This is a genomic window from Glaciibacter sp. 2TAF33, from assembly GCF_052114945.1.
GTDB lineage: Bacteria > Actinomycetota > Actinomycetes > Actinomycetales > Microbacteriaceae > Cryobacterium.
The window spans coordinates 131,375-155,629 of the sequence record NZ_JBFRFS010000009.1; the positions used below are offsets into that span (position 1 = coordinate 131,375).

The 24,255-nt window shown below is 66.0% G+C and carries 34 protein-coding genes; 32 read left to right on the plus strand and 2 right to left on the minus strand.

Going from position 1 to position 24,255, the window contains the following annotated elements; translation table 11 throughout:
• Window positions 1–27: 27 nt before the first annotated feature.
• Window positions 28–483 carry an OsmC family protein gene (locus AB4Y94_RS11220; RefSeq protein WP_441727907.1) on the minus strand — a complete coding sequence of 152 codons (456 nt, stop codon included), beginning with the start codon at window positions 481–483 and terminating at the stop codon, window positions 28–30.
• Between the two features lie 128 nt (window positions 484–611).
• Between AB4Y94_RS11220 and AB4Y94_RS11225 the strand changes: the two genes are divergently transcribed.
• From AB4Y94_RS11225 to map, 25 genes are all read left to right on the plus strand, one after another.
• Window positions 612–821 (plus strand): Rv0909 family putative TA system antitoxin, encoded by a 210-nt coding sequence (locus AB4Y94_RS11225; RefSeq protein WP_441727908.1) that lies wholly within the window; start codon window positions 612–614, stop codon window positions 819–821.
• A 219-nt stretch (window positions 822–1,040) separates the two neighbouring features.
• Complete coding sequence (locus AB4Y94_RS11230) at window positions 1,041–2,021, plus strand: hypothetical protein (protein ID WP_441727909.1); 981 nt, start codon at window positions 1,041–1,043, stop codon at window positions 2,019–2,021.
• Window positions 2,022–2,555: 534 nt separating this feature from the next.
• Window positions 2,556–2,864 (plus strand): 30S ribosomal protein S10, encoded by a 309-nt coding sequence (gene rpsJ / locus AB4Y94_RS11235; protein WP_005050520.1) that lies wholly within the window; start codon window positions 2,556–2,558, stop codon window positions 2,862–2,864.
• Window positions 2,865–2,872: 8 nt separating this feature from the next.
• Window positions 2,873–3,532, plus strand: coding sequence for a 50S ribosomal protein L3 (gene rplC / locus AB4Y94_RS11240; protein WP_441727910.1), 660 nt, complete (start codon window positions 2,873–2,875; stop codon window positions 3,530–3,532).
• A gap of 4 nt (window positions 3,533–3,536) precedes the next feature.
• Window positions 3,537–4,187 (plus strand): 50S ribosomal protein L4, encoded by a 651-nt coding sequence (gene rplD / locus AB4Y94_RS11245; protein ID WP_441727911.1) that lies wholly within the window; start codon window positions 3,537–3,539, stop codon window positions 4,185–4,187.
• Complete coding sequence (gene rplW, locus AB4Y94_RS11250) at window positions 4,187–4,489, plus strand: 50S ribosomal protein L23 (RefSeq protein WP_441727912.1); 303 nt, start codon at window positions 4,187–4,189, stop codon at window positions 4,487–4,489. The genes rplD and rplW overlap by 1 nt, the downstream gene beginning before the upstream one ends.
• A 25-nt stretch (window positions 4,490–4,514) precedes the next feature.
• Window positions 4,515–5,354: a 50S ribosomal protein L2 gene (gene rplB, locus AB4Y94_RS11255; protein ID WP_441727913.1), complete on the plus strand. Its 840-nt coding sequence runs from the start codon at window positions 4,515–4,517 to the stop codon at window positions 5,352–5,354.
• Between the two features lie 9 nt (window positions 5,355–5,363).
• A complete protein-coding gene (gene rpsS / locus AB4Y94_RS11260) occupies window positions 5,364–5,645 on the plus strand; it encodes a 30S ribosomal protein S19 (RefSeq protein WP_035834613.1) in 282 nt (93 codons plus the stop codon).
• Between the two features lie 26 nt (window positions 5,646–5,671).
• Window positions 5,672–6,037 carry a 50S ribosomal protein L22 gene (gene rplV / locus AB4Y94_RS11265; RefSeq protein ID WP_441727914.1) on the plus strand — a complete coding sequence of 122 codons (366 nt, stop codon included), beginning with the start codon at window positions 5,672–5,674 and terminating at the stop codon, window positions 6,035–6,037.
• Window positions 6,037–6,804: a 30S ribosomal protein S3 gene (gene rpsC / locus AB4Y94_RS11270; RefSeq protein ID WP_441727915.1), complete on the plus strand. Its 768-nt coding sequence runs from the start codon at window positions 6,037–6,039 to the stop codon at window positions 6,802–6,804. The genes rplV and rpsC overlap by 1 nt, the downstream gene beginning before the upstream one ends.
• 2 nt (window positions 6,805–6,806) lie before the next feature.
• Window positions 6,807–7,226 carry a 50S ribosomal protein L16 gene (gene rplP / locus AB4Y94_RS11275; protein ID WP_441727916.1) on the plus strand — a complete coding sequence of 140 codons (420 nt, stop codon included), beginning with the start codon at window positions 6,807–6,809 and terminating at the stop codon, window positions 7,224–7,226.
• A complete protein-coding gene (rpmC, locus tag AB4Y94_RS11280; protein WP_441727917.1) occupies window positions 7,226–7,558 on the plus strand; it encodes a 50S ribosomal protein L29 in 333 nt (110 codons plus the stop codon). Before rplP ends, rpmC begins: the two co-directional genes overlap by 1 nt.
• Before the next feature lie 2 nt (window positions 7,559–7,560).
• Window positions 7,561–7,857: a 30S ribosomal protein S17 gene (gene rpsQ, locus AB4Y94_RS11285; RefSeq protein ID WP_441727918.1), complete on the plus strand. Its 297-nt coding sequence runs from the start codon at window positions 7,561–7,563 to the stop codon at window positions 7,855–7,857.
• Window positions 7,858–7,891: 34 nt separating this feature from the next.
• A complete protein-coding gene (gene rplN / locus AB4Y94_RS11290) occupies window positions 7,892–8,260 on the plus strand; it encodes a 50S ribosomal protein L14 (protein WP_130488199.1) in 369 nt (122 codons plus the stop codon).
• A 2-nt stretch (window positions 8,261–8,262) separates the two neighbouring features.
• Entirely contained in the window at window positions 8,263–8,622 is a 360-nt protein-coding gene (gene rplX, locus AB4Y94_RS11295; RefSeq protein ID WP_441727919.1) for a 50S ribosomal protein L24, read from the plus strand.
• The gene (gene rplE, locus AB4Y94_RS11300; protein ID WP_441727920.1) at window positions 8,622–9,200 is read left to right on the plus strand and encodes a 50S ribosomal protein L5; all 579 of its coding nucleotides are present in this window, start codon (window positions 8,622–8,624) and stop codon (window positions 9,198–9,200) included. Before rplX ends, rplE begins: the two co-directional genes overlap by 1 nt.
• A 126-nt stretch (window positions 9,201–9,326) precedes the next feature.
• The gene (gene rpsH, locus AB4Y94_RS11305) at window positions 9,327–9,725 is read left to right on the plus strand and encodes a 30S ribosomal protein S8 (protein WP_441727921.1); all 399 of its coding nucleotides are present in this window, start codon (window positions 9,327–9,329) and stop codon (window positions 9,723–9,725) included.
• Between the two features lie 6 nt (window positions 9,726–9,731).
• Window positions 9,732–10,268, plus strand: coding sequence for a 50S ribosomal protein L6 (gene rplF / locus AB4Y94_RS11310; protein ID WP_441727922.1), 537 nt, complete (start codon window positions 9,732–9,734; stop codon window positions 10,266–10,268).
• Between the two features lie 2 nt (window positions 10,269–10,270).
• Window positions 10,271–10,642, plus strand: coding sequence for a 50S ribosomal protein L18 (gene rplR, locus AB4Y94_RS11315; protein ID WP_441727923.1), 372 nt, complete (start codon window positions 10,271–10,273; stop codon window positions 10,640–10,642).
• 41 nt (window positions 10,643–10,683) lie between these two features.
• Window positions 10,684–11,358 carry a 30S ribosomal protein S5 gene (gene rpsE / locus AB4Y94_RS11320; protein WP_441727924.1) on the plus strand — a complete coding sequence of 225 codons (675 nt, stop codon included), beginning with the start codon at window positions 10,684–10,686 and terminating at the stop codon, window positions 11,356–11,358.
• Complete coding sequence (gene rpmD / locus AB4Y94_RS11325) at window positions 11,358–11,543, plus strand: 50S ribosomal protein L30 (protein WP_441727925.1); 186 nt, start codon at window positions 11,358–11,360, stop codon at window positions 11,541–11,543. Before rpsE ends, rpmD begins: the two co-directional genes overlap by 1 nt.
• Window positions 11,543–12,259 (plus strand): 50S ribosomal protein L15, encoded by a 717-nt coding sequence (gene rplO / locus AB4Y94_RS11330; protein WP_441727926.1) that lies wholly within the window; start codon window positions 11,543–11,545, stop codon window positions 12,257–12,259. The genes rpmD and rplO overlap by 1 nt, the downstream gene beginning before the upstream one ends.
• A 96-nt stretch (window positions 12,260–12,355) precedes the next feature.
• Window positions 12,356–13,678, plus strand: a complete 1,323-nt coding sequence (gene secY, locus AB4Y94_RS11335) for a preprotein translocase subunit SecY (protein ID WP_441727927.1) — start codon at window positions 12,356–12,358, stop codon at window positions 13,676–13,678.
• 17 nt (window positions 13,679–13,695) lie between these two features.
• Window positions 13,696–14,322, plus strand: coding sequence for an adenylate kinase (locus AB4Y94_RS11340; protein ID WP_441727988.1), 627 nt, complete (start codon window positions 13,696–13,698; stop codon window positions 14,320–14,322).
• A 22-nt stretch (window positions 14,323–14,344) separates the two neighbouring features.
• Window positions 14,345–15,175, plus strand: coding sequence for a type I methionyl aminopeptidase (map, locus tag AB4Y94_RS11345; protein ID WP_441727928.1), 831 nt, complete (start codon window positions 14,345–14,347; stop codon window positions 15,173–15,175).
• A gap of 714 nt (window positions 15,176–15,889) precedes the next feature.
• Here the strand turns inward: map and AB4Y94_RS11350 are convergent.
• Window positions 15,890–17,824, minus strand: coding sequence for a BglG family transcription antiterminator (locus tag AB4Y94_RS11350; protein ID WP_441727929.1), 1,935 nt, complete (start codon window positions 17,822–17,824; stop codon window positions 15,890–15,892).
• 181 nt (window positions 17,825–18,005) lie between these two features.
• Between AB4Y94_RS11350 and AB4Y94_RS11355 the strand changes: the two genes are divergently transcribed.
• The 7 genes from AB4Y94_RS11355 (at window position 18,006) to AB4Y94_RS11385 (ending at window position 24,180) form a co-directional block, all read left to right on the plus strand.
• Window positions 18,006–18,317, plus strand: coding sequence for a PTS sugar transporter subunit IIB (locus AB4Y94_RS11355; protein ID WP_441727930.1), 312 nt, complete (start codon window positions 18,006–18,008; stop codon window positions 18,315–18,317).
• An 85-nt stretch (window positions 18,318–18,402) separates the two neighbouring features.
• Window positions 18,403–18,669, plus strand: a complete 267-nt coding sequence (locus tag AB4Y94_RS11360; RefSeq protein WP_441727931.1) for an HPr family phosphocarrier protein — start codon at window positions 18,403–18,405, stop codon at window positions 18,667–18,669.
• An 87-nt stretch (window positions 18,670–18,756) separates the two neighbouring features.
• Entirely contained in the window at window positions 18,757–20,469 is a 1,713-nt protein-coding gene (gene ptsP, locus AB4Y94_RS11365; RefSeq protein WP_441727932.1) for a phosphoenolpyruvate--protein phosphotransferase, read from the plus strand.
• Between the two features lie 16 nt (window positions 20,470–20,485).
• Window positions 20,486–22,078, plus strand: coding sequence for a PTS mannitol transporter subunit IICB (locus AB4Y94_RS11370; RefSeq protein WP_441727933.1), 1,593 nt, complete (start codon window positions 20,486–20,488; stop codon window positions 22,076–22,078).
• On the plus strand, window positions 22,075–22,509 hold the full coding sequence (locus AB4Y94_RS11375) for a PTS sugar transporter subunit IIA (RefSeq protein WP_441727934.1): 435 nt from the start codon (window positions 22,075–22,077) through the stop codon (window positions 22,507–22,509). The genes AB4Y94_RS11370 and AB4Y94_RS11375 overlap by 4 nt, the downstream gene beginning before the upstream one ends.
• A complete protein-coding gene (locus tag AB4Y94_RS11380; protein WP_441727935.1) occupies window positions 22,506–23,651 on the plus strand; it encodes a mannitol-1-phosphate 5-dehydrogenase in 1,146 nt (381 codons plus the stop codon). Before AB4Y94_RS11375 ends, AB4Y94_RS11380 begins: the two co-directional genes overlap by 4 nt.
• A 196-nt stretch (window positions 23,652–23,847) precedes the next feature.
• Complete coding sequence (locus AB4Y94_RS11385) at window positions 23,848–24,180, plus strand: GNAT family N-acetyltransferase (protein WP_441727936.1); 333 nt, start codon at window positions 23,848–23,850, stop codon at window positions 24,178–24,180.
• The last annotated feature ends 75 nt before the right edge of the window (window positions 24,181–24,255 follow it).

Sequence of the window (24,255 nt, forward strand, 5' to 3'; positions counted from 1 at the left end):
CTCCGGAGGTCGCGCCTACTGCGCCCGCTAGGGATGCAGCGGTTCGCCGTTCACCGTCTTGCTCAGCTCGATGCTCCCCTTCACGCTGCGGGCGATCGTGCAGCTCCGGTCGATCGACGAGCGGATGAGGGTGAGCAGTTTCGCCCGTTCGGCCGGCTCCAGCGCGTCCAGGTTGAGCAGGATTTCCTCGTCGATCGCGAAGTAGCGGTCCTCATCGAGGTCTGAGGTGCCGTGCGCCCAGATCGTCTCCTGGAATTCGTCGCCGAGCCGCCGGGCGATCACCCGGTCAGAGCTCATGCCCGCGCAACCGGCCAGGGCGAGCTTGAGCAGTTCACCGGGAGTGAAGTGACCGGGGGCATCCGCTGGGCCGATCTTCAGCGTGCTGCCGCGTTCATTGCTGCCATCGAACGTGCGGTTCCCGGTGCGGGTCACCGAGACGCTGCCGTGGCCGACGCGCACGGCAGGGGGGAGTGTGTCTGTCATGACTTCATACTGCACCCGAGCGCGGCGGGTGTCGCCGGTGACTTACGCCCGGCTATTGTTCGCCGGCGGGGCGGGTCGTATCGTGGGCACTGCTGCGGCTGTGCCGTGGCCTCAGACAGGGAGAGATCATGGGACTCGACGACATCACGAAGAAGGCGCAGGAGTTCCTGGCCGACGACAAGGTGAAGAAGGCGTTGAACAGCGAGCAGGCCGAGGAGGCCAGCGACAAGATCCTCGGTGCGGTGGCGGATGCGGCCAGCAAGGTCACCGGAGGCAAGTTCGACGAGCAGATCGACGGCGCCCGCAAGGCCGCGGACGACAAGATCGGCAACCAGTAGACCCGTTGCCCTAAGCACCAGTTCCTCGTTGTGCGGCACCTGCGCCGCAATGCGGGTGGCACGCCTGCCGCATAGCGGCGCAACTGCCGCATAACGCCAGAATCGCGGCCAGAGCGCATCGTCACGGATCCTCCTCCACAACGGACGGAGGAGGGCCGCTGTCCACAGATTGCACGCGCCTGGCTCATTCGCCGCGTCCCGCGGAGCACAGTCGAGGGCATGCCTGCTCTCCAGACCCCACCCGCCACCCCCGGCGGCCTCATCCTCTCCAGCGACATCAGGTCCGCGCTGGGCGCAGACTTCCGGCTGCGACGGCAGGCAGAAAGCGGGCGATTTCACCGGGTTTCACGGGGCGTGTATTTCGACGCCCGCAACTGGGCAGAGCTGAACGTCGACCAGCGATACGCGCTTCGGGTGCGGGGAGCCGCGCTTGAACGCCGCGGCACTGTAGCGCTGTCGCATCATTCCGCGGCTGTGCTCTGGGGGCTGCCGATTCTCGTGCCGTGGCCCGCTGAAGTCCACTTCATCACCGACCGGGCGGCGGGTGGCCGATCGAACCCGGGCATCAGGCGGCACACCCTCGGACTGACCGGGGAGGATGTCACCGAAATCGACGGCCTCCTGCTCACCACCGTCAACCGAACCGTCGTCGACCTTGCCGCGACCATCGACCTCAAGTCCGGCGTTGCGGTCGTCGACCGCGCACTGCTCGTCGATCGACGCGGACGGTATGCGCCGTTGACGACCAAAGCGGAACTGCGCGCGACCTGGGAGCGCATGCTCCCGTTCCGCGGTTCCACCCGCGCCCGCGCGATCATCGAGTTCGGTACCCACCTGTCGGGCTCGCCGCTGGAGTCCGGCAGCCGCGTCAACATCGCCCTCAGCGGTTTCCCGGAACCGGAACTGCAGCATCCGTTCTCCATCGAGGGCAGTTCTTACGAGACCGACTTCTACTGGCGTGACTTCGACGCGGTGGGTGAGGCCGATGGGCGCGGCAAGTACTTCGACCCCCGGATGCTCGCCGGAAAGTCGACCGGTGAAGCGATCTTCCTGGAGAAGGAGCGCGAAGACGCGATTCGCCGCGAAGTGAAGCTGTTCACGCGCTGGAACGCGTCGATCGGCCTCAACCAGGCGCACCTGAGGTCCAGGCTGGTGAACATGGGATTGCCGACGGGCCGTCGCCGGCTGCGGGCCAGCTGAAAGACGCGCCAACGGATGCCCCGGTCGACGTTTTCGGCGTTGTGCGGCAGCTGCGCCGCTACGCGGGTGGCACGCCTGCCGCATAGCGGCGTAACTGCCGCAGAGCATCGGCGGCGGGGGAGCCGCTGCCCGGGCCAGAGCCATGAGCGCGGGCCCGGGGCCGGAGGGGTGACTCCCGCGGAACGACGGGGGAGCGCGACACGCCGAGCGCGACACGCCCGGGTTGCACAAAGGGGTAAACCTGTGGCAGACTCGTCTAGTTCAACATTCCCGCTTGTGCGCTGCGCGCCGCTGTGGGATCACTGCCAGGCAGTGCATAGCTCGTTCCAGCAGGAACCGGGGGCTAGGCCGCGGGTAGCAGAACAAAGCTTAAATCACTCGCAGGATGGCCGGGGGAAACCCATGCCATCCCGCAGGTGACATTGACAGAAGAACAGTGGTGCGACAGCAGTAGTGCTACTACGGCGTCCAATGCCGCCCCGTCACAACCTAAGACGGGGGAGGTAAGACGCCTTGACAGAGAGAGAGTTCGACATGGCGGGACAGAAAATCCGCATTCGGCTTAAGTCGTATGACCACGAGGTCATCGACACCTCGGCGCGCAAGATCGTCGACACCGTCACCCGTGCGGGTGCCACCGTCGTCGGCCCCGTGCCGCTTCCGACCGAGAAGAACGTGGTGTGTGTCATCCGTTCGCCTCACAAGTACAAGGACAGCCGGGAGCACTTTGAAATGCGCACCCACAAGCGTCTGATCGACATCATTGACCCGACGCCGAAGGCCGTCGACTCGCTTATGCGCCTCGACCTGCCGGCCGACGTCAACATCGAGATCAAGCTCTAAGGGAACCCATGTCTTACTCCGATACCAAGACCACCAAGGGTCTGCTCGGCAAGAAGCTCGGCATGACCCAGGTATGGGACGAGTTCAACAAGCTCGTTCCCGTGACCGTCATCGAGATCAGCCCGAACGTTGTCACCCAGATCCGCACGAGCGAGGTGGACGGCTACAACGGCGTCCAGATCGCCGCCGGCGCCATCGACCCACGCAAGGTGAACAAGCCTGCTGCGGGCCACTTCGAGAAGGCCGGCGTCACGCCGCGCCGTCACCTCACCGAGCTCCGCACGGCGGATGCCGCCGACTACGCCCTGGGCCAGGAACTCACCGTTGACGGTGTGTTCGAAGCCGGCACCAAGGTCGACGTCATGGGCACCTCAAAGGGCAAGGGCTTCGCCGGTGTCATGAAGCGCCACAACTTCAAGGGCGTCTCCGCGTCGCACGGTTCGCACCGCAACCACCGCAAGCCTGGTTCCATCGGCGCCTCGTCGACCCCCAGCCGTGTCTTCAAGGGCATGCGCATGGCCGGTCGTATGGGTGGCGAGCGTGTCACCGTGCTGAACCTCAAGGTTCACTCGGTTGACGCTGAGAAGGGCCTCCTGCTGGTCAAGGGTGCCGTTCCCGGTGCCAAGGGCCGCCTCGTATTCGTCCGCAACGCAGTGAAGGGGGCGTAGCACTATGGCTACCAACCTCGACATCGTCGACGCCACAGGCAAGAAGGCCGGCTCCGTAGAGCTGCCCGCCGAGCTCTTCGACGTTCAGACCAACATCCCGCTGATCCACCAGGTCGTTGTCGCGCAGCTCGCTGCCGCACGCCAGGGCACCTCCAAGGTCAAGCGCCGTGGAGAAGTCTCCGGTGCCGGCCGCAAGCCGTTCAAGCAGAAGGGAACCGGTCGCGCTCGTCAGGGCTCGATCCGCGCCCCCCAGATGACCGGTGGTGGCATCGTGCACGGCCCGACGCCGCGCAGCTACGACCAGCGCACCCCCAAGAAGATGATCGCCGCAGCCCTCCGTGGCTCGCTGTCCGACCGCGCCCGCGGTGGACGCGTGCACGTGGTCGAGGCTCTCTTCTCGGGTGAGACCCCCAGCACCAAGGCCGCCCTCGAGCTGCTCACGCAGGTCGCTACCAGCAAGCACGTGCTGGTCGTACTCGAGCGCACCGACGAGCTCACGCTCCGCAGCATCCGTAACGTTCCGACGGTCCACGTTCTTGCGTGGGACCAGCTGAACGCCTACGACGTGCTCGTCAGCGACGACATCGTCTTCACCAAGGGCGCGTTCGACGCGTTTGTGGCCGCGAAGACCCAGAAGGAAGAGGTGTCCGCATAATGGCTACCGCGATCAACAAGGACCCCCGCGACGTCATCATCGCTCCGGTCGTCTCTGAGAAGAGCTACGGCCTGATCGACGAGGGCAAGTACACCTTCATCGTGGACCCGCGTTCGAACAAGACCGAGATCAAGCTCGCTATCGAGTCGATCTTCAAGGTACAGGTCGCGTCGATCAACACCCTGAACCGCGTCGGCAAGACCCGCCGCACCAAGTTCGGGATGGGCAAGCGCAAGGACACCAAGCGTGCCATCGTCACGCTCAAGTCCGGTTCCATCGACATCTTCACGGCCGTCGGCTAAGCGGCACGGGTTAGAGGAATAAGAAATGGCTATTCGTAAGTTCAAGCCCACGACCCCCGGGCGTCGCGGTTCATCTGTTGCGGACTTCGCAGAGATCACCCGCTCGACCCCGGAGAAGTCGCTGCTTCGTCCGCTGTCCAAGACCGGTGGCCGCAACAACCAGGGCCGCATCACCACCCGCCACATCGGCGGTGGCCACAAGCGCCAGTACCGCGTAATCGACTTCCGTCGTAACGACAAGGACGGCGTCAACGCGAAGGTCGCTCACATCGAGTACGACCCGAACCGTACGGCACGCATCGCGCTGCTGCACTACGTTGACGGCACCAAGCGTTACATCATCGCCCCGAACAAGCTGAACCAGGGCGACATCGTGGAGTCGGGCGCCGGCGCCGACATCAAGCCGGGTAACAACCTCCCGCTGAAGAACATCCCGACGGGTACCGTCATCCACGCCATCGAACTGAAGCCGGGCGGCGGGGCCAAAATGGCCCGCTCAGCCGGAGCATCCGTTCGCCTGGTCGCCAAGGATGGCCCGTACGCCCAGCTGCGCCTGCCGTCCGGTGAAATCCGGAACGTCGACGCTCGCTGCCGCGCCACCATCGGCGAGGTCGGCAACGCCGAGCAGTCCAACATCAACTGGGGCAAGGCCGGCCGCATGCGCTGGAAGGGCGTTCGCCCGACAGTGCGTGGTGTCGCCATGAACCCGGTCGACCACCCGCACGGTGGTGGTGAGGGCAAGACCTCCGGTGGACGTCATCCTGTGAGCCCCTGGGGCCAGAAGGAAGGCCGCACCCGCCACATCAACAAGGAAAGCGACAAGCTCATTGTTCGTCGCCGTACCGTCGGCAAGAAGCGTAAGTAGGAGTAGACGATGCCACGCAGTCTCAAGAAGGGCCCGTTCGTTGACGACCACCTGCTTCGCAAGGTTGTCACGGCGAATGAAGCCAAGAGCAAGAACGTAATCAAGACCTGGTCGCGCCGCTCGATGATCATCCCCGACATGCTCGGGCACACCATCGCGGTTCACGACGGTCGCAAGCACATCCCGGTGTTCGTCACCGAGTCCATGGTTGGGCACAAGCTCGGAGAGTTTGCCCCCACCCGCACCTTCCGTGGTCACGTGAAGGACGACAAGAAGGGCCGTCGCCGCTAACGCGGTGACGTGAAGGAGGAGAAGAAATGGTGGAGTCGACCGCACGTGTGCGTCACATCCGCGTTACCCCCCAGAAGGCTCGTCGCGTTGTCAACCTGATCCGCGGCAAGCAGGCTCAGGAGGCCCTGGCCATCCTGAAGTTCGCGCCGCAGGGTGCGAGCGAGCCGGTGTACAAGCTGGTCGCTTCGGCCATCGCCAACGCGCGGGTCAAAGCGGATGCCTCGAACACCTACCTGGACGAGCAGGACCTGTACATCTCACAGGCTTTCGTTGACGAGGGAACAACCCTCAAGCGATTCCAGCCACGCGCCCAGGGCCGGGCATTCCAGATTCTGAAGCGCACCAGCCACATCACTGTTGTGCTCGCCACTCCTGAGGAGGGTACGAAGTAATGGGTCAGAAAGTAAACCCGTACGGCTTCCGTCTGGGAATCACGACCGACCACGTGTCGCGTTGGTTCTCTGACAGCACGAAGCCGGGCCAGCGTTACAGCGACTTTGTCGCAGAGGACATCCGGATCCGCCGCCTGCTCTCGACGAGCCTCGATCGTGCGGGCGTGTCCCGCATCGAGATCGAGCGCACCCGTGACCGCGTCCGTGTCGACATCCACACCGCCCGTCCGGGCATTGTGATCGGTCGCCGTGGCGCCGAGGCCGAGCGCATCCGCGCCGACCTCGAGAAGCTCACGAAGAAGCAGATCCAGCTGAACATCCTCGAGGTCAAGAACCCCGAGGCCGACGCCCAGCTCGTCGCACAGGGCATCGCCGAGCAGCTCTCCGCACGTGTGGCTTTCCGCCGCGCAATGCGCAAGGGCCTGCAGGGCGCGCAGCGTGCCGGCGCCAAGGGTGTCCGCATCCAGGTCTCCGGTCGCCTCGGCGGCGCCGAGATGAGCCGTTCCGAGTTCTACCGCGAAGGCCGCGTGCCGCTGCACACGCTTCGCGCGAACATCGACTACGGCTTCTACGAGGCCAAGACCACCTTCGGCCGCATCGGCGTGAAGGTCTGGATCTACAAGGGCGACATCACCAACAAGGAACTCGCTCGCGAGCAGGCGAACGCAAAGTCGTCGCGCCCCGAGCGTCGTGACGACCGTCCGCGCCGTGCACCCCGTGCAGAGGCACCGGCGGCCGCACCGGTTGCAGCAGGAGTTGAGGCATAACCATGTTGATCCCACGCAGAGTCAAGCACCGCAAGCAGCACCACCCGGGCCGTAGCGGCCACGCAACCGGTGGTACCACTGTTTCGTTCGGTGAGTACGGCATCCAGGCCATGACCCCCGCCTACGTGACGAACCGTCAGATCGAGTCCGCTCGTATCGCGATGACACGTCACATCAAGCGTGGTGGAAAGGTGTGGATCAACATCTACCCCGACCGCCCGCTCACCAAGAAGCCCGCCGAAACCCGCATGGGTTCCGGTAAGGGCTCACCCGAGTGGTGGGTCGCCAACGTCAAGCCGGGTCGCGTGCTCTTCGAGCTCAGCGGCGTCAGCGAAGAAGTTGCGCGCGAAGCACTCACCCGGGCAATCCACAAGCTGCCCCTCAAGGCACGCATCATCAAGCGCGAGGAGGGCGACGCATAATGGCGATCGGATCCAAGGAGCTTGCCTCGAGCGAGCTCGACACGTTCGACGGCGACCAGCTCGTCGAGAAGTTGAAAACTGCCAAGGAAGAGCTGTTCAACCTGCGCTTCCAGTCGGCAACCGGGCAGCTTGAGAGCCACGGCCGCCTCCGGGCAGTCAAGCGCGACATCGCCCGCATCTACACGGTCATCCGTGAACGCGAGCTGGGCATCCGTGCCACGCCCGTCACGGTAGAGGCTCCGGCCAAGGCCGAAAAGAAGACCAAGAAGGCCAAGACCGAAGAGTCCGCAACGGATGCTCCGGCTGAAGCCGACGAGACGAAGGAGGCCTAGTCATGGCGAAGACTGACGAAAAGGTCGTCGCAGCCGAGACTGAGCTCGTGCGCGGCTACCGCAAGACGCTGCGCGGCTACGTGACCAGCGACAAGATGAACAAAACCATCGTTGTCGAGGTTGAAGACCGCGTGAAGCACCCGTTGTACGGCAAGGTCATCCGCCGCACCTCGAAGCTGAAGGCTCACGATGAGGCGAACACCGCCGGCATCGGCGACCTGGTCCTGATCAGTGAGACCCGCCCGCTGAGCGCCTCAAAGCGCTGGCGCCTGGTCGAGATTCTCGAGAAGGCCAAGTAAGCCTCGCGGCTTGCTTGATAGAAGGAGTTAGAAAGTGCTTCAGCAAGAATCACGACTCAAGGTTGCCGACAACACGGGTGCCAAGGAACTGTTGACCATTCGCGTGCTCGGCGGCTCCGGCCGTCGTTACGCCGGTCTCGGTGACGTCATCGTCGCCACGGTCAAGGACGCCATCCCCGGCGGCAACGTCAAGAAGGGCGACGTCGTCAAGGCGGTCATCGTCCGCACCAAGAAGCAGACCCGTCGCCCAGACGGTTCGTACATCAAGTTCGATGAGAACGCCGCAGTGATCTTGAAGAACGACGGGGACCCCCGCGGTACCCGCATCTTCGGACCGGTCGGTCGCGAACTCCGCGACAAGAAGTTCATGAAGATCATTTCGCTGGCGCCGGAGGTTATCTAGTCATGGCCAGAGTAAAGAAGGGTGACCTGGTTCAGGTCATCAGCGGCCGCAGCCAGGCCCGCGGCGGCGACCGTGGCAAGCAGGGGAAGGTCATCGAGGTGCAGGTTGAAAAGAACCGTGTCATCGTCGAGGGCATCAACTTCGTCACCAAGCACGTTCGCGTCGGCCAGACCCAGCGCGGCACCAAGACCGGCGGCATCGAGACCTTCGAAGCACCGATCCACGTGTCGAACGTCGCGCTCGTCGACCCCGAGACCAAGAAGCCGACGCGCGTCGGCTTCCGCAATGAAGAGGTAACGAAGGACGGCGTCACCAAGACGATCCGCGTTCGTTACGCAAAGAAGAGCGGTAAGGACCTGTAATGACGGATGTAGTAGCTGGCAAAATCCAGCCACGTCTCAAGGAGAAGTACAAGAGCGAGATCTCTGCCGCACTCGGCAAGGACCTCGGCTTGTCCAACGTCCACGAGATCCCGACGCTGACGAAGATTGTCGTCAACATGGGTGTGGGCGAGGCAGCACGCGACGGAAAGATCATCGATGGCGCCGTCGCCGACCTCGTCAAGATCACCGGCCAGAAGCCGCAGGTCACCAAGGCACGCAAGTCCATCGCGCAGTTCAAGCTGCGCGAGGGCCAGCCCATCGGCGCGCACGTCACCCTCCGTGGCGACCGCATGTGGGAGTTCCTCGACCGCCTGCTGAGCCTCGCGCTTCCGCGTATCCGTGACTTCCGGGGCCTCTCCGACAAGCAGTTTGACGGCAGTGGCAACTACACCTTCGGTCTGACCGAGCAGGTCATGTTCCACGAGATCGACCAGGACCGGATCGACCGCATCCGCGGTATGGACATCACCGTCGTCACGACCGCGAAGAACGACGACCAGGGCCGTGCGCTCCTGAAGTCGCTCGGCTTCCCGTTCAAGACGGCAGAGAACCAGTAGGGTCTCGACAGGCTCGACCAGCGCAACAAGCTCCACCGGGGCTGAACAACCGTTCAGCCCCATCACCACCACAGGTCGTCATCCGTGTACCGGGTGAACGAAACCAGGCGAGAAAGGCACCACAACATGACAATGACAGATCCGGTCGCAGATATGCTGACCAGACTGCGCAACGCTAACTCGGCGTACCACGAAACCGTGTCTATGCCGCACAGCAAGCTCAAGGCCCACATTGCAGACATCCTGAAGGCTCAGGGTTACATCTCCGGCTGGAGCGTCTCCGACGCCAAGGTCGGCCAGACGCTGACGCTGAACCTCAAGTTCGGCCCGAATCGCGAGCGTTCAATCGTCGGGATCAAGCGCGTGTCGAAGCCCGGCCTCCGCGTGTACGCAAAGTCGACGGAGATCCCCACGGTTCTCGGTGGCCTCGGCGTTGCCATCCTGTCCACCTCCAGCGGTCTGCTCACCGACCGCCAGGCTGAGAAGAAGGGCGTAGGCGGAGAAGTTCTCGCCTACGTGTGGTAGCCGACAATGTCGCGTATTGGAAGACTTCCCATTGAGATCCCCGCGGGGGTCACTGTCACGGCAGACGGCCAGCTCGTCACCGTGAAGGGCCCGAAGGGCGAGCTCACCCTCACCGTCGCCAGCCCGATCGAAGCCAAGATCGAAGACGGCCAGGTTCTGGTCACCCGTCCGGACGACGAGCGCGCTTCGCGTTCGCTGCACGGCCTGACCCGCACCCTGATCGCCAACCAGATCATCGGGGTGACCCAGGGTTACACCAAGGGCCTCGAGATCGTCGGTACCGGTTACCGCGTCGCCCAGAAGGGCAACTCGGTCGAGTTCGCCCTCGGCTTCTCGCACCCGGTCCTCATCGACCCGCCCGCTGGTATCAGCCTGACCGTCGAGGGCAACACCAAGCTCACGGTCAGCGGTATCGACAAGCAGGCCGTCGGCGAGGTCGCCGCCAACATCCGTAAGATTCGCAAGCCGGAGCCCTACAAGGGCAAGGGTGTGCGTTACGCCGGCGAGATTGTTCGCCGCAAGGCCGGAAAGAGTGGTAAGTAACCATGGGTCTCGGAACTAGAGGTAAGAGCAAGGCCGCTGCCCGCGGACGCAGGCACACCCGGCTGCGCAAGAAGATCGAGGGCACCGCCGTGCGCCCCCGCCTGGTGGTCAACCGTTCGGCCCGTCACGTCTTCGTGCAGGTCGTCGATGACAGCAAGGGCTTCACCGTCGCATCCGCGTCGACCATGGAGGCTGACCTCCGCACGTTCGACGGCGACAAGACCGCCAAGGCACGTAAGGTCGGCGAGCTCGTCGCCGAGCGCGCCAAGGCTGCCGGCGTCGAAGCAGTCGTATTTGACCGTGGTGGAAGCAAGTACGCAGGTCGCGTCGCTGCCATCGCCGAGGGAGCTCGAGAGGGTGGATTGAACCTGTGAGCACTGAAACTACTAACAGCGCTACGAACAAGGAGCCTGAAGTGGCAGCAGTCACTGAAACGCCCGTGGAAACTGCCGCTTCAACGGCCCCCCCGCAGAACGAGCCTCGTGAGGCTCGCCGCGGTGGCCGTGAGCGCAGCCCCAACCGCGATCGCGGCAGCCGTGACGCAGACAAGAGCCAGTTCCTGGAGCGCGTCGTCACCATCAACCGCGTCTCGAAGGTCGTCAAGGGTGGTCGTCGCTTCAGCTTCACCGCACTCGTCGTCGTCGGCGACGGCAACGGACTGGTCGGCGTCGGCTACGGCAAGGCCCGCGAGGTCCCGACCGCCATCTCCAAGGGTGTCGAGGAAGCGAAGAAGAACTTCTTCCGCGTTCCCCGCGTCGGCCTGACCATCCCGCACCCCGTGCAGGGTGAGGCAGCCGCCGGCGTCGTGCTCCTCCGTCCGGCCGCAGCAGGTACCGGTGTTATCGCCGGTGGCCCGGTGCGCGCCGTACTCGAGTGCGCCGGCATCCACGACGTGCTGAGCAAGTCGCTCGGTTCGTCGAACACCATCAACATCGTGCACGCCACGGTTGAGGCCCTGCACCAGCTCGAAGAGCCGCGTGCGGTTGCGGCTCGTCGCGGCCTCTCCTACGAAGACGTGGCCCCGGCCCGTTTCCTGCGTGCCGATGCCGATGCAGCAGCAGCTGCAGCGACAGCAAAGGCAGGTGCCTGATGGCCGCGCGCCTCAAGGTCACACAGATCAAGTCCAAAATTAGTGAGAAGCAGAACCAGCGCGACACGCTTCGAAGCCTCGGCCTCAAGCGCATTGGCGACGTCACGATCCGTGAGGACAACTCGCAGAACCGTGGCTACGTCAACACCGTCGCCCACCTGGTGAAGGTCGAGGAGATTGACTAATGGCTGACGAGAAGGAAGCTGTGAAGAACACAGCTGACAAGCCCGCCACTTCCAAGGCGACCGCGTCGAAGTCTGACGCGGTCAAGGCCGCCCCGAAGAAGGCTGCCGCGAAGTCGGACGCCACGAAGCCGGCCACCAAGGCTGCGGCTGCGAAGGCTCCGGCCGCCAAGGCCCCGGCCAAGGCTTCCGCCAAGAAGGACGACACCGTCGCCGCGGCTGACAAGCCCGCGAAGACCGCCGCCCCGAAGAAGGCAAAGGCCGAGCCGGCCGAGACCCGCGAGCACGTTCTGAAGGTGCACCACCTTCGTCCCGCTCCCGGTTCGAAGACGGCGAAGACCCGCGTCGGCCGCGGTGAAGGATCCAAGGGTAAGACCGCGGGTCGTGGCACCAAGGGTACGAAGGCGCGCTACACCGTGCGCATCGGTTTCGAAGGTGGCCAGATGCCGCTGCACATGCGCACCCCGAAGCTTCGCGGCTTCAAGAACCCGTTCCGCGTCGAGTACCAGGTTGTCAACCTGGAGAAGCTCGCCGAGCTGTACCCGGCCGGGGGCGACGTCACCGTCGCCGACCTGGTCGCCAAGGGTGCCGTGCGGAACAATGAAAAGGTCAAGGTTCTCGGCAACGGGGACATTGCGGTTAAGCTGAACGTTGCAGTCGACAAGGTCTCCGGCTCAGCTGAGCAGAAGATCGTTGCCGCAGGTGGCTCTGTCAAGTAAGTCCGTAGACGCTGGTCGAGCTTGTTGAGTCCACCAATCGAGTAATCGGTGGTGTGATCTCGACAAGCTCGATCAACGTTAATAACTGGAGGCCTTTTGTTTAGCGCCATTGCGCGGATTTTCCGCACGCCGGACCTTCGCAGGAAGATCGGGTTCACACTTGGGATCATTGCCCTGTACCGCCTGGGATCGTTCATTCCGACCCCGTTCGTGGACTTCGGCAATGTTCAAGCCTGCCTCGCAGCCAACCAGGACGCCAGCGGCCTGTACCAGCTGGTCAACCTGTTCAGCGGTGGCGCGCTCCTCCAGCTCTCCATCTTCGCGTTGGGGATCATGCCGTACATCACGGCGTCGATCATCGTGCAGTTGCTGCGCGTGGTCATCCCCCACTTTGAAACCCTCTACAAGGAGGGCCAGACCGGCCAGGGCAAGCTGACGCAGTACACGCGTTACCTCACCATCGCGCTCGGCATCCTCCAGTCGACCACCCTCATCACCGTCGCCCGCAGCGGCGCGCTGTTCGGGACATCCGGTGCTGCTGAGTGTTCGCAGCTGCTCACCAACGACGCCTGGTACGCCATCATGCTCATGGTCATCACCATGACCGCCGGCACCGGCGTCATCATGTGGATGGGTGAAATGGTCACGGAGAAGGGCATCGGCAACGGAATGTCGATCCTCATCTTCACGTCGATCGCTGCCCGATTCCCGGCCTCACTGTTCGCGATCGCCCAGGAGCGCAGCATCGAGACGCTGATCGTGGTGCTCATCATCGGGCTCCTGATCGTGGCCGCCGTGGTCTTCGTCGAACAATCGCAGCGGCGAGTCCCGGTGCAATACGCCAAGCGGATGGTCGGCAAGCGCACATACGGCGGCAACAACACGTACATCCCGATCAAGGTGAACATGGCGGGCGTGATCCCGATCATCTTCGCGTCGTCACTGCTGTACCTGCCGGCGCTGATCGCACAGTTCAACCAGCCGGCCGCCGGACAGGAACCCGCAGCATGGGTGGTGTGGATCACCAACTACCTGACCAAGGGCGACCACCCGCTGTACATGCTGCTGTACTTCCTGCTCATCGTCGGATTCACCTACTTCTACGTCGCGATCACCTTCAACCCTGAAGAGGTCGCCGACAACATGAAGAAGTACGGCGGGTTCATCCCCGGCATCCGCGCCGGACGACCCACCGCCGAGTACCTCGACTTCGTGCTCACCCGGGTGACCCTGCCCGGCTCGATCTACCTCGGCTTGATCGCGCTCATCCCGCTGATCGCGTTCGTGGCGATCGGCGCGAACCAGAACTTCCCCTTCGGTGGGGCAAGCATCCTGATCATCGTCGGCGTCGGGCTGGAGACTGTGAAGCAAATCGACTCCCAGCTGCAGCAGCGGCACTACGAAGGGTTGCTGCGTTGAGCGGGGCTGACACCGGCATCGTCGACCGCAACCGCGCCCGGGGTGCGCGTCTGCTCATCGTCGGGCCCCCCGGGGCCGGCAAGGGCACCCAGGCGCAATTCATCGGCGAGCGGTTCGGCATTCCCGACATCTCCACCGGTGACATCTTCCGCCACCACATCAAGAACCTCACGCCGCTCGGCCTGCAGGTCAAGGCCATCGTCGACGCCGGTGACTATGTGCCGGATTCGCTCACCAATTCGCTGGTCACCGAGCGACTCACAGAAGCGGATGCCCAGAACGGCTTCCTTCTGGACGGTTACCCCCGCACGCTCGAGCAGGTGCACTACCTGAACGGGCTGCTGGAGGACAGCGGCAAGCCGCTCGAAGCGGTCATCCGCCTGGTCGCCGACCAGGAGGAGATCGTGGCACGGTTGAGCAAGCGTGCTCAGGAGCAGGGACGTATGGACGACTCCGAGGAGGCGATCCGCCACCGCCAGGAGGTGTATCTGCGCGAGACGGAACCCCTGATCGAGGTCTACCGCGAGCAGGGACTGCTGATCGAGGTCGATGGCCTCGGCGCCGTCGACGAGGTCGCCGTCCGCGTCCGTGACGCGCTGGCCGCACGTGGCATCGGCGAGGTCGACGAGCTGGCCTTCTCCTGATGCAGTCCGCTTGGTTGCGGCGATGAACATCCGTCGCTCGATCTACAAGTCACCGGCGCAGATGCGCCTGATGCTGGCCCCCGGGCTCGCCACGGCAGCCTCGCTGGACGCCGCGCGGGCCGCCCTCCGGGTCGGTGCGACGACCCTCGACCTGGACGCCGCGGCGGAGGCGGCCATCGTCTCCCGCGGTGGAGCCTCCAACTTCAAGCTGGAACCCGGATATCGGCACACGGTGTGCGCATCCGTCAACGATGACGTGGTTCACGGCATCCCCTCTGGGCGGGCGCTCGAACCCGGTGACATCGTGTCCATCGACAGCGGCGCCATCATCGACGGCTGGAACGGGGACGCCGCGTTCAGCATGGTGCTGCCCGACCCGTCGCGCCCCGAGCTCACCGCCGAGCGCCAGAAGCTCTCCGACGTCACCGAGCAGTCGCTCTGGCGGGGGATCGCCCGCCTGGCGAGTGCCCGCCACCTGAACGAGGTCGGTGAGGCGATCGAGGACTACATCGAGACGCAGGGCAGCTACGGGATCCTCACCGACTACGTCGGCCACGGCATCGGCCGCTCGATGCACGAGGCGCCGCCGGTGTTCAACTACCGCGTGCGGCAGAAGGGCCCGGAGGTCAAGCCCGGGCTCGTCGTCTGCATCGAGCCGATGGTCGTGCTCGGGGACATCGAGACGTACACCCGTGATGACGACTGGACCGTCGCGACCTCCGACGGCAAGGCCGCCGCGCACTGGGAGCACAGCATCGCCGTGCACAAGGACGGCATCTGGGTGCTGACCGCCGCAGACGGCGGGGCCGCAGCCCTCGCGCCGCTGGGGATCACCCCTGTCCCGCTCGCCTGACCCTTCCCGCTAGCTCGGCGCTTTCCGCTCGCCTGCCCCCTTCCCCGCGTGCGGTCAAAGTGCCGCCCCTGCGCGCCCCGAGGCGGCACTTTGCGCGCACGGGTGTGGGTACGCCTTCTCGTTTGACCGCCCGATTCGTCGCGTGCGGTCAAAGTGCCGTCCCGCCCGCCGCGGCGGCGGCACTTTGCGCGCACGCGTGTGATCAGGCGATCACCCGTCCCGTCCCGTTCGGCTGGCCGGTTCGTCGCGTGCGGGCAAAGTGCCGTCCGGTCCGGCTCGGAGGCGGCGCTTTGCGCGCACGCGCGTAGGCCGTGTCGGGTGCGCCCATGGGCGGTACGCCCGGAATGCGAGCGGGCGCCGGCACGCGGGATGAACGCCCCTGCGCATGATGAATTCGATGCGCGCAGTGGCGTTCACCGCGCGCGTCGTCAATTTGACAGCGGATGCTGTGGCCGGGCGATGTGCGCAGCGGCGTTCAGCCGGCTTATCTCGCCCGACCCCGGACGCCCCGAGCCCCGGACGCCCCGGACGCCCCGGACGCCCGGAGCCCAGCCTCGCGGACCCCGGACCCACGGACGCCCAGCCCCGCGGACCCCTGACGCCCCGGACGGGGCTGGCCCCCGGACCCCCGGACGCCCCGGACGGGGCTGGCCCCCGGACCCCCGGACGCCCCGGACGGGGCTGGCCACGGCTCGCCGACTCGCCGGGCGCGGCTTACTGGTCCATCAGGTGCACGAGCTCGTCGATGAACGACGCAAAATCGGTGGACCGCTTGACCAGGCGCTGCACATCGGCGCGTTCGGCGAAGACCTCGACGAACTGGTCAAACACCGACTGGAAGCTGGCCCGACCGGCCGCGCTGAACGCGATCATCGCGACCACGTTCACCCGGTCGTCGCCCCAGTCCATCGGGGCGTCGTTGACGACAATCGCGATCGACGTGCGCCGGGCGCTCATCGCCATGGCGTGCGGAACCGCCAGGTAGTCGGTGAAAGCGGTCGACGACATCAGCTCCCGCTCGATCGCCCCGTCGACGTAGGCCTGGTCGATGATGCCCTGGGCCTGCATCCGCTCACCGAGCGCGCGGATCATCTCCACCTCGTCGCGGGGGTAGAAGTTCCGCAGGTACAGCGACTCGTCGAAGAACTTCAGCAGCTCGTCCTTAATCTGCGCCCGTCGCCGTAGCCGCCGCACCCGGCTCGCGGCCTGCCGGATGCGATCGATGTCGCCCTCGGTGAGGAACGGCTGGATGACGATGACCCCGTCCGCGTGCAGTCGGGGTTCGATCGTGGTCAGCACCAGGTCGGCGCCCTGCGCGCCCCAGTCCAGGTCGCTGCGCGTGACGACGGCCACCACTTCCAGTTCGTCGCCGAGCACCCGCTCGATCCGTTCACGCAGCAGCACATGCATGTCGTAGTAGTTGGGGCAGACGATGGCGCAGCTGACCAGCTCCCGCCGTCGGGTCTGCTGCTCCAGGTGCGCGCCCACATGCATGGCGATGTAGGCGATCTCGTCGTCGTTGACGACGATGTGCTCCTGGCGCTGCAACTCACTGGCGATGTACACGGCGAGTTCGTAGGTCATCGGGTACGACGTCTTGATCGACCGCGTCAGCGGGTTGCGCGAGTATGAGCGGTCGGCGGCCCGGTTGATCAGGTTGCGCACGTGAAGGCTCAACCGCACCACGAAGTTCTCGTCCGAGAGGTCGACCAGGTACTCCTCGCCTGCCCGGCGGGTGATCCGCCGCACGATCTCGAGGTCGTCCTCCCGCACGAAGCTTTCGACCAGAGCGGATGCCGGCTGGTCGTGCCCCGGCGTGATCACCCGGGTGCTCAGCAGCAGCGCGAGGTATTCGAGGTCGTCGCCGCCGAGCTCGACCCCGAAGTGGCGGGTCACCAGGTGGGCGAGGGAGCCGGCCAGTTGGCTCGCAGGCGTGGCGGGCGGCAGGGTGGCAGCGGATGCCGGCGGCCGCTTGCCGACCCGGTCGACCGCGATCGCCAGGTGCAGCAGCACGTTGTCGGTGCCGTACTCGTTCACGAAGTAGCCCTGGCCGTCGAGCATCGCCAGGAGGTCGGTCTTGAACGCACCGAGGCTCTCGGACGCGAACTCCCGCTGGATCTCCTCCAGCTGCAGCAGCCCGCGGGCGCTCTCATCGCGGAACATCCGGCTGAGCAGCCGGCGCCGGTCGGTCTCAGAGCCGGTGAGGACGACGGTGGGCCCATGCCGGGTGAGCGCGAGGTCGGTGCCGGCGAGCATCGACCGCACCTTGCCGAGGTCCGCCTCGATCGTCGAATCGCTGACGAAGAGGGTGGCGGCCAGTTCGTAGACGTCGAGCCCCGACGCCGAATCTGTGAGCCGGCGCACCAGGCGGTACAGCCGGTCGGCCGGGGTGTCGGCCTCCGTCATCCGGCCGTGACCGGCCTGGCCGGCCTGCCCGGTGCGGTAGGCGGCATACGCGTCACGGTTCAGCCGGTACCCGGAAGGCCCTGACTCGATCACATCGAGTGGATGCGCCGCCGTCTTGACCGCGGTCACGTAGCTGCGGACGCTCCGCGGGGTCACCGACAGGTGGTCGGCGAGTTCGCCGGCGGTGACCCAGGCCGGCGTCTGGGACAGGTAGTCCAGCATCCGTGTCCGCTTGTCGCTCATCACATGCCATTCCGTCGTCCAGACGAGTCAATCACGAGTTGATCCCCGTCGCGCCGCTTCGGGCAATAACGCGCCGGGCTTCCGGGGGTGCGGAAACGGCTCTACTGGCGCAGCAGGGGCAAGCGCGGGAGGCTCTAGTGAAGAACGGCACCAGCGGCACCCCAGCACGGAAGGCGAATCGATGAAGATTCTGATCGTCTGCGGTGCCGGCGCGTCCAGTACCTTCGTGGCCCACCGGATGCGCCGCACGGCCACCGAACGCGGCCTTGACCTGCAGATCTCCGCCGGAAGCGAATCCGAGCTGCCCGCCGGCCTGGCCGGCCTCGATGTGCTCCTGATCGGTCCGCACCTCGCCGGGTTGTACGACGACCTGCGCGACGAGGCGGCCTCGATCGGGGTCGCCGTCGTGCTGCTGCCCTCCACCATCTTCGCCGCCCGCGACGGCGTGGAAGCCCTCGGCCTCGCCCTCGACGCGGCGGGAGCCCGGCCATGACCGCGGTAGACGGGGCTGTATACCTCGCTCCCGGTTGCGGTTATGGTGAAAGTCAGAATGGACGCCCGCAACGGAAGGCCACGCAATGGTTGAACGCACTGTCCGCATCGGTTCGACGCACGGGCTGCATGCCAGGCCCGCGAAGCTCTTCACCCAGGCAGCTGCTGCCTCAGGCGCCACGGTCACGATCGCGAAGACTGGGGGGAAGGCCGTCAATGCGGCCAGCATCCTCGGGGTCATCTCGCTCGGCATCGACCACGGCGACGAGGTCACGCTGGCGGTTGAGGGCGACGCCGCCGACACGGTCCTGGACCAGCTCACCGAGCTGCTCCTCACCGACCACGACGAATAGCCGGGCCGCCGCAGCGAGTGGCCGGGCGGCATCCGCTGCGAACGCGCCCGGAGCCAACGTGCCCGCAACAAACCTCGAGGAGCTGTGATGGAACTGCGTGGAATTGGTATCGGCCAGGGTGTGGCCGTCGGCACCGTGATGCGGATGCCCGACCCGCTACCCGAACCGGCGGTCAGCCCCAGCCTGCTCACCCCCGACGCGGAGGGGGACCGGGCGTCGAAGGCGCTGGCCGCCGTCGCCGCCGACCTGATGCACCGCGGTGAGCGCGCCGGCGGAGCCGCCCAGGACGTGCTCGAAGCCCAGGCCATGATGGCCGAAGACCCCACCCTCAGCGACGACGTCACCACCCGGCTGGCCGAGGGCAAGACCGCGGAACGGGCGACCTTCGAGGCCTTCGCCGCCTTCCGCGACATGCTCGTCGCCATGGGCGGGTACATGGCCGAACGGGCCACCGACCTCGACGACGTGTCCCAGCGGGTCGTCGCGCAGCTCGCCGGGCTGCCGGCGCCCGGCGTGCCGGACCCCGAGCATCCGTTCATCCTCGTCGCCCGTGACCTCGCACCCGCCGACACCGCCCTGCTCGACCTGGAGAAGGTGCTCGGCCTGGTCACCAGCGACGGCGGACCCACCTCACACACCGCCATCCTGGCCCGCGAGAAGTCCATCGTCGCGATGGTCGGCACAGCGGATGCCCGCCGACTTGTCGACGGGGACGAGATCATCGTCGATGCCGCCAACGGCGTCGTCATCACGTCACCCACCCCCGCGCAGAAAACCGACGCCGCCGCACGCATCGCCGAACGGGCCGCCCGGGCGAATGCGCCGGTGCGCCCCGGGGCGCTCGCAGACGGCACGCCCGTGCCGCTGCTGGCGAACCTCGGAAATGCCGACGGTGCCGCGAAGGCGGTCGAACTCGGGGCGGAGGGCGTCGGGTTGTTCCGCACCGAGTTCCTCTTCCTGGCTGCAGCCAACGCGCCGACCGTCACCCAGCAGCAGGACCAGTACCGGCGCATGCTGAAGGAATTCCCAGGCAAGAAGGTCGTGGTGCGCGCGCTCGACGCGGGCGCCGACAAGCCGCTCGCGTTCCTCAACGACGCCGACGAGGAGAACCCGGCGCTCGGCCTCCGCGGCCTCCGCGCCCTCCGCGCCTCCGAGGACATCCTGCGCGAGCAGCTCACCGCGCTGGCCAGGGCTGACGCCGAGACCGAAGCCGAGGTCTGGGTGATGGCCCCGATGGTCTCCACCGTCGAGGAGACCCGGTATTTCGTCACCCTCGCCCACGAGCTCGGCCTGAAGACGGCGGGTGTCATGGTGGAGGTGCCGTCGCTGGCCCTGTTGGCCGACCGAGTGCTGCAGCAGGCCGACTTCGCCTCCATCGGCACCAACGACCTCACCCAGTACACCCTCGCCGCGGACCGGATGCTCGGCTCCGTCGCACATTTCCAGGACCCGTGGCACCCGGCGGTGCTCCGCCTGGTCGCCGACGTCGGGGCGGCCGGAGCGGACCTCGGCAAGCCGGTGGGGATCTGCGGCGAGGCCGCGGCCGACCCGCTGCTCGCCGTCGTGCTGGTCGGCCTCGGCGCAACCAGCCTGTCGATGTCACCGTCCGCGCTCGCCGACGTGCGCGAGAGCCTCGCCCACTACACCCTGGAGCAGGCCAAAGACCTGGCCGCGGCGGCGCTCGCCGCCGACGGTGCGGCATCCGCTCGCGAGGCGGCCACCGTGGCGGCCGAACAAGCCCGGCGCGAAAGCGCGATCGAAACCGAACCCAGCCCAGCGGATGCCCCGGCATCCGCTTAACCAGAGAGGTACTGAAATGACAACGACGTCAGTCGAGAGGAAGCGCCCCGGCGCTCGGGTGCATGTGCAGCGCTTCGGCACGTTCCTCAGCGGGATGGTGATGCCCAACATCCCCGCGTTCATCGCATGGGGCTTGATCACCGCCTTCTTCATCGCCACCGGTTGGCTCCCCAACGGGATCCTCGGCGGCTTCGGCAACGCCGACGCGATCGGCTGGAGCGGCGCCGCGACCACCCTCGCCGCCAACGCCGACGGCTCCACGTTCCCGCAGTACGTCGGCCTGGTCGGCCCGATGATCACCTACCTGCTGCCGCTGTTGATCGCCAACACCGGCGGCCGGATGGTCTACGACACCCGCGGCGGTGTGATCGCGACCATTGCGACAATGGGCGTGATCGTCGGGAGCAGCATCCCGATGTTCATCGGCGCCATGATCGTCGGGCCGCTGTCGGCGTGGCTGCTGAAGAAGGTCGACAGCATCTGGGACGGAAAGATCCGCCCCGGCTTCGAAATGCTGGTCGACAACTTCTCCGCCGGCATCCTCGGGGCGCTCCTTGCCCTCGGTGCGTTCTTCGGAATCGCGCCCATCGTCACCGCCCTCAGCAACTTCCTCGAGACGGTCGTCGACTGGCTGATTTCCAACCACCTGCTGCCGCTGGCCTCGATCTTCATCGAACCGGGCAAGATCCTGTTCCTGAACAACGCCATCAACCACGGTGTGCTGACGCCCCTGGGTGTGCAGCAGGTGCAGGAGAACGGCAAGTCGCTGTTGTTCCTGCTGGAGGCCAACCCCGGCCCCGGCCTCGGGATCCTGCTCGCGTTCTCGTTCTTCGGAATCGGGATCGCCAAGGCCAGCGCACCGGGTGCCATCATCATCCAGTTCCTCGGCGGCATCCACGAGATCTACTTCCCGTACGTGCTGATGAAGCCGCTGCTGGTGCTCGCCGCCATCGGCGGCGGCATGACCGGCGTCGCCGTCAACGTCGCCTTCCAGACCGGGCTGCGCGCACCGGCGTCCCCTGGCAGCATCTTCGCGGTGCTGATCCAGACCGCACCGGACAGTTACGTCGGCGTCATCCTCTCGGTGGTGCTTGCCGCAACGGTCTCCTTCCTGATTGCAGCGGTCATCCTCCGGGCCAGCCGCAAGCGCGACCTGGCCGCAGAGAACGCCGGCGACCTCTCGGCCGCGATCGCCCAGACCGAGGCCAACAAGGGCAAGTCGAGTTCCGTGCTCGGCAACCTCGCCGCCACGAACGCGGCTATCGAGGTTGACGAGGTCAGCCACGCTGACCCCGCACTCGGCCGGAAGCTCCAGAACATCGTCTTCGCGTGCGACGCGGGAATGGGCTCGAGCGCGATGGGCGCATCCGTCCTGCGGAACAAGATCAAGAAGGCGGGCATCGACGGGGTGACGGTGACGAACCAGTCCATCGCGAACTTGAAGGGTGACGCGGACCTCGTGATCACCCACCAGGACCTCACCGCACGAGCCAGGGAGAAGTCCCCGGATTCGGTGCACGTCTCGGTGGAGAACTTCATGAACAGCCCGAAGTATGACGAGGTCGTCGCGCTGATCGCCAAGAACGCGAACGAAGGAGTGAACCGGTGACCATCCTGGAACCCGCGAACGTGGTGGCCGCGGGCGTGGCCACCACCCGCGACGACGCCATCCGTGAGGCCGGCGAGTTGCTGGTCAAAGCCGGCGCGGTCAAGCCCGACTACATCGATTCGATGCTGGAACGGGAGGCCTCGGTCTCCACCTACATGGGCAACTTCCTCGCCATCCCGCACGGCACCAACGAGTCGAAGGACTCGATCATCAAGTCGGCGCTGTCACTGGTGCGCTACGCGGACCCGGTCGACTGGGACGGTGAGCCGGTCAAGTTCGCCGTCGGCATCGCCGGCCTGAACAATGAGCACCTGGAGATCCTGTCCAAGATCGCCATCGTGTTCTCCGATGAGGACGAGGTGCAGAAGCTCATCGACGCGTCCAGCGGCGAGGAGATCTACACCCTGCTCGAGGAGGTCAACGCAGAATGAAAGCCGTTCACTTCGGCGCGGGCAACATCGGCCGTGGCTTCGTCGGGCTCCTCCTGCACGAGGCTGGCTACGAGGTTGTCTTCGCCGACGTGAACGCCGCGCTGATCGACGCGTTGAACGCAGCACCGAACTACCGGGTGCACGAGGCGGGGGAGGAGCCGGTCACCCGGGTGGTCGACAACTTCCGCGCCCTCAACAGCGCCACCCAGGAAGACCAGCTGATCGAGGAGATCGCGACGGCCGACGTGGTGACCACAGCCGTGGGGCCGAATGTGCTGAAGTTCGTCGCCCCGGTGATCGCGGCGGCGATCGAACGACGCGATGCCGGGCTCGCCCCGCTCGCGGTCCTCGCCTGCGAGAACGCCATCAACGCCACCGACCAGCTCGCCGAGCACGTCAGGTCAGCCATCGCCGCCGACCGGTGGGAGGACGTCGCCGGCCGCGCGGTCTTCGCCAACACCGCCGTCGACCGGATCGTGCCCGGGCAGGCCGACGACGCCGGCATCGACGTGACCGTGGAGTCGTTCTACGAGTGGGTCATCGAGGCGCCCGCGTTCGGCGGCAACCCGCCGATGATCCCCGGGGCGACCTTCGTCGACAACCTCGAACCGTATATCGAACGGAAGCTGTTCACGGTCAACACCGGTCACGCCACCGTCGCCTACTTCGGCTTCAGCGCCGGCGTCACCACGATCTCCGACGCCCTCGCCGTTCCAGCGGTAGCGGATGCCGTCCGTCGCGTCCTCGAGGAGACCAGCGCGCTGCTGATGGCCAAGCACGGCCTCGACGCCGATACCCAGCGCGCGTACCGCGAGAAGATCCTGCGGCGCTTCGCCAACCCCGCCCTCCCCGACACCGTCGAACGGGTGGGCCGGCAGCCGCTGCGGAAACTCAGCCGCCACGAGCGGTTCATCGGCCCGGCCGCCGAGATCGCCGAGGGCGGCACCACGCCGACCGCGCTGCTCGAAGCGGTCGGGGCCGTGCTGCGGTTCCGGGTGCCGGAGGACGAGCAGAGCGTCGAGCTGCACGAGCAGCTGGCCGTCACATCGCCGGCCGAGTTCGTGACGGCAGTATGCGGGCTTGACCCGGCGCATCCGCTGTTCGACGATGTTGTCGCGGTCGTGAGTGAAGCCAAGCGTTGATCACCCTGGCCGCCCCGCGGAAATTCAGGAAGATCCGTCGAGCCCGCTCACGTGTGCCCGGCGCTGCCGATCAGCGCACTGCTGGACAACGGCGATTATCGGCCGCCTTCCTGAATTTCGGTGATCGCGACGGGCGAGGCAGCCGCGGTTCAGAGTTCTTCAGCCCCGGTGTGACGAGGCTACGTAAGATGAGGGCATGACTGCAAGCGGCGCCGACCGTCCCACCGTTGCCCACGACGCGAGCGGTAGCCGGTACACGATCAACGCGGGTGGGGAACCGGCCGGATTCACCGAATACGTGGACCAGGGCGACCAGCGGGTCTTCGTGCACACCGTCGTCGACGATGCCTTCGCCGGGCAGGGCTTGGGCTCCGTGCTGGCCAGGTTCGCCCTCGACGACACCCGCTCGACCGGGAAGCGGATCGTGCCGATCTGCCCGTTCATCGCCGCCTTCGTCGCGCGCCACCACGACTGGGACGCCGTGATCGACAAGCCGACGCTCCGCCAGGTCACCGAACTCACCCGCTGACGGCTCTGTGGTTGAGAAGGCCGACGATAGCATCGCGGCGCTACCACCGTGGGCGCAACTGCTGGGATTTCCCTG

Excerpts from the sequence above, each read along its gene's own strand:
- AB4Y94_RS11220 (WP_441727907.1), bottom strand. The coding sequence starts at position 483 with ATGACAGACACACTCCCCCCTGCCGTGCGCGTCGGCCACGGCAGCGTC.
- AB4Y94_RS11225 (WP_441727908.1), top strand. The coding sequence starts at position 612 with ATGGGACTCGACGACATCACGAAGAAGGCGCAGGAGTTCCTGGCCGAC.
- AB4Y94_RS11230 (WP_441727909.1), top strand. The coding sequence starts at position 1,041 with ATGCCTGCTCTCCAGACCCCACCCGCCACCCCCGGCGGCCTCATCCTC.
- rpsJ (WP_005050520.1), top strand. The coding sequence starts at position 2,556 with ATGGCGGGACAGAAAATCCGCATTCGGCTTAAGTCGTATGACCACGAG.
- rplC (WP_441727910.1), top strand. The coding sequence starts at position 2,873 with ATGTCTTACTCCGATACCAAGACCACCAAGGGTCTGCTCGGCAAGAAG.
- rplD (WP_441727911.1), top strand. The coding sequence starts at position 3,537 with ATGGCTACCAACCTCGACATCGTCGACGCCACAGGCAAGAAGGCCGGC.
- rplW (WP_441727912.1), top strand. The coding sequence starts at position 4,187 with ATGGCTACCGCGATCAACAAGGACCCCCGCGACGTCATCATCGCTCCG.
- rplB (WP_441727913.1), top strand. The coding sequence starts at position 4,515 with ATGGCTATTCGTAAGTTCAAGCCCACGACCCCCGGGCGTCGCGGTTCA.
- rpsS (WP_035834613.1), top strand. The coding sequence starts at position 5,364 with ATGCCACGCAGTCTCAAGAAGGGCCCGTTCGTTGACGACCACCTGCTT.
- rplV (WP_441727914.1), top strand. The coding sequence starts at position 5,672 with ATGGTGGAGTCGACCGCACGTGTGCGTCACATCCGCGTTACCCCCCAG.
- rpsC (WP_441727915.1), top strand. The coding sequence starts at position 6,037 with ATGGGTCAGAAAGTAAACCCGTACGGCTTCCGTCTGGGAATCACGACC.
- rplP (WP_441727916.1), top strand. The coding sequence starts at position 6,807 with ATGTTGATCCCACGCAGAGTCAAGCACCGCAAGCAGCACCACCCGGGC.
- rpmC (WP_441727917.1), top strand. The coding sequence starts at position 7,226 with ATGGCGATCGGATCCAAGGAGCTTGCCTCGAGCGAGCTCGACACGTTC.
- rpsQ (WP_441727918.1), top strand. The coding sequence starts at position 7,561 with ATGGCGAAGACTGACGAAAAGGTCGTCGCAGCCGAGACTGAGCTCGTG.
- rplX (WP_441727919.1), top strand. The coding sequence starts at position 8,263 with ATGGCCAGAGTAAAGAAGGGTGACCTGGTTCAGGTCATCAGCGGCCGC.
- rplE (WP_441727920.1), top strand. The coding sequence starts at position 8,622 with ATGACGGATGTAGTAGCTGGCAAAATCCAGCCACGTCTCAAGGAGAAG.
- rpsH (WP_441727921.1), top strand. The coding sequence starts at position 9,327 with ATGACAATGACAGATCCGGTCGCAGATATGCTGACCAGACTGCGCAAC.
- rplF (WP_441727922.1), top strand. The coding sequence starts at position 9,732 with ATGTCGCGTATTGGAAGACTTCCCATTGAGATCCCCGCGGGGGTCACT.
- rplR (WP_441727923.1), top strand. The coding sequence starts at position 10,271 with ATGGGTCTCGGAACTAGAGGTAAGAGCAAGGCCGCTGCCCGCGGACGC.
- rpmD (WP_441727925.1), top strand. The coding sequence starts at position 11,358 with ATGGCCGCGCGCCTCAAGGTCACACAGATCAAGTCCAAAATTAGTGAG.
- rplO (WP_441727926.1), top strand. The coding sequence starts at position 11,543 with ATGGCTGACGAGAAGGAAGCTGTGAAGAACACAGCTGACAAGCCCGCC.
- map (WP_441727928.1), top strand. The coding sequence starts at position 14,345 with ATGAACATCCGTCGCTCGATCTACAAGTCACCGGCGCAGATGCGCCTG.
- AB4Y94_RS11350 (WP_441727929.1), bottom strand. The coding sequence starts at position 17,824 with ATGAGCGACAAGCGGACACGGATGCTGGACTACCTGTCCCAGACGCCG.
- AB4Y94_RS11355 (WP_441727930.1), top strand. The coding sequence starts at position 18,006 with ATGAAGATTCTGATCGTCTGCGGTGCCGGCGCGTCCAGTACCTTCGTG.
- AB4Y94_RS11360 (WP_441727931.1), top strand. The coding sequence starts at position 18,403 with ATGGTTGAACGCACTGTCCGCATCGGTTCGACGCACGGGCTGCATGCC.
- ptsP (WP_441727932.1), top strand. The coding sequence starts at position 18,757 with ATGGAACTGCGTGGAATTGGTATCGGCCAGGGTGTGGCCGTCGGCACC.
- AB4Y94_RS11370 (WP_441727933.1), top strand. The coding sequence starts at position 20,486 with ATGACAACGACGTCAGTCGAGAGGAAGCGCCCCGGCGCTCGGGTGCAT.
- AB4Y94_RS11380 (WP_441727935.1), top strand. The coding sequence starts at position 22,506 with ATGAAAGCCGTTCACTTCGGCGCGGGCAACATCGGCCGTGGCTTCGTC.
- AB4Y94_RS11385 (WP_441727936.1), top strand. The coding sequence starts at position 23,848 with ATGACTGCAAGCGGCGCCGACCGTCCCACCGTTGCCCACGACGCGAGC.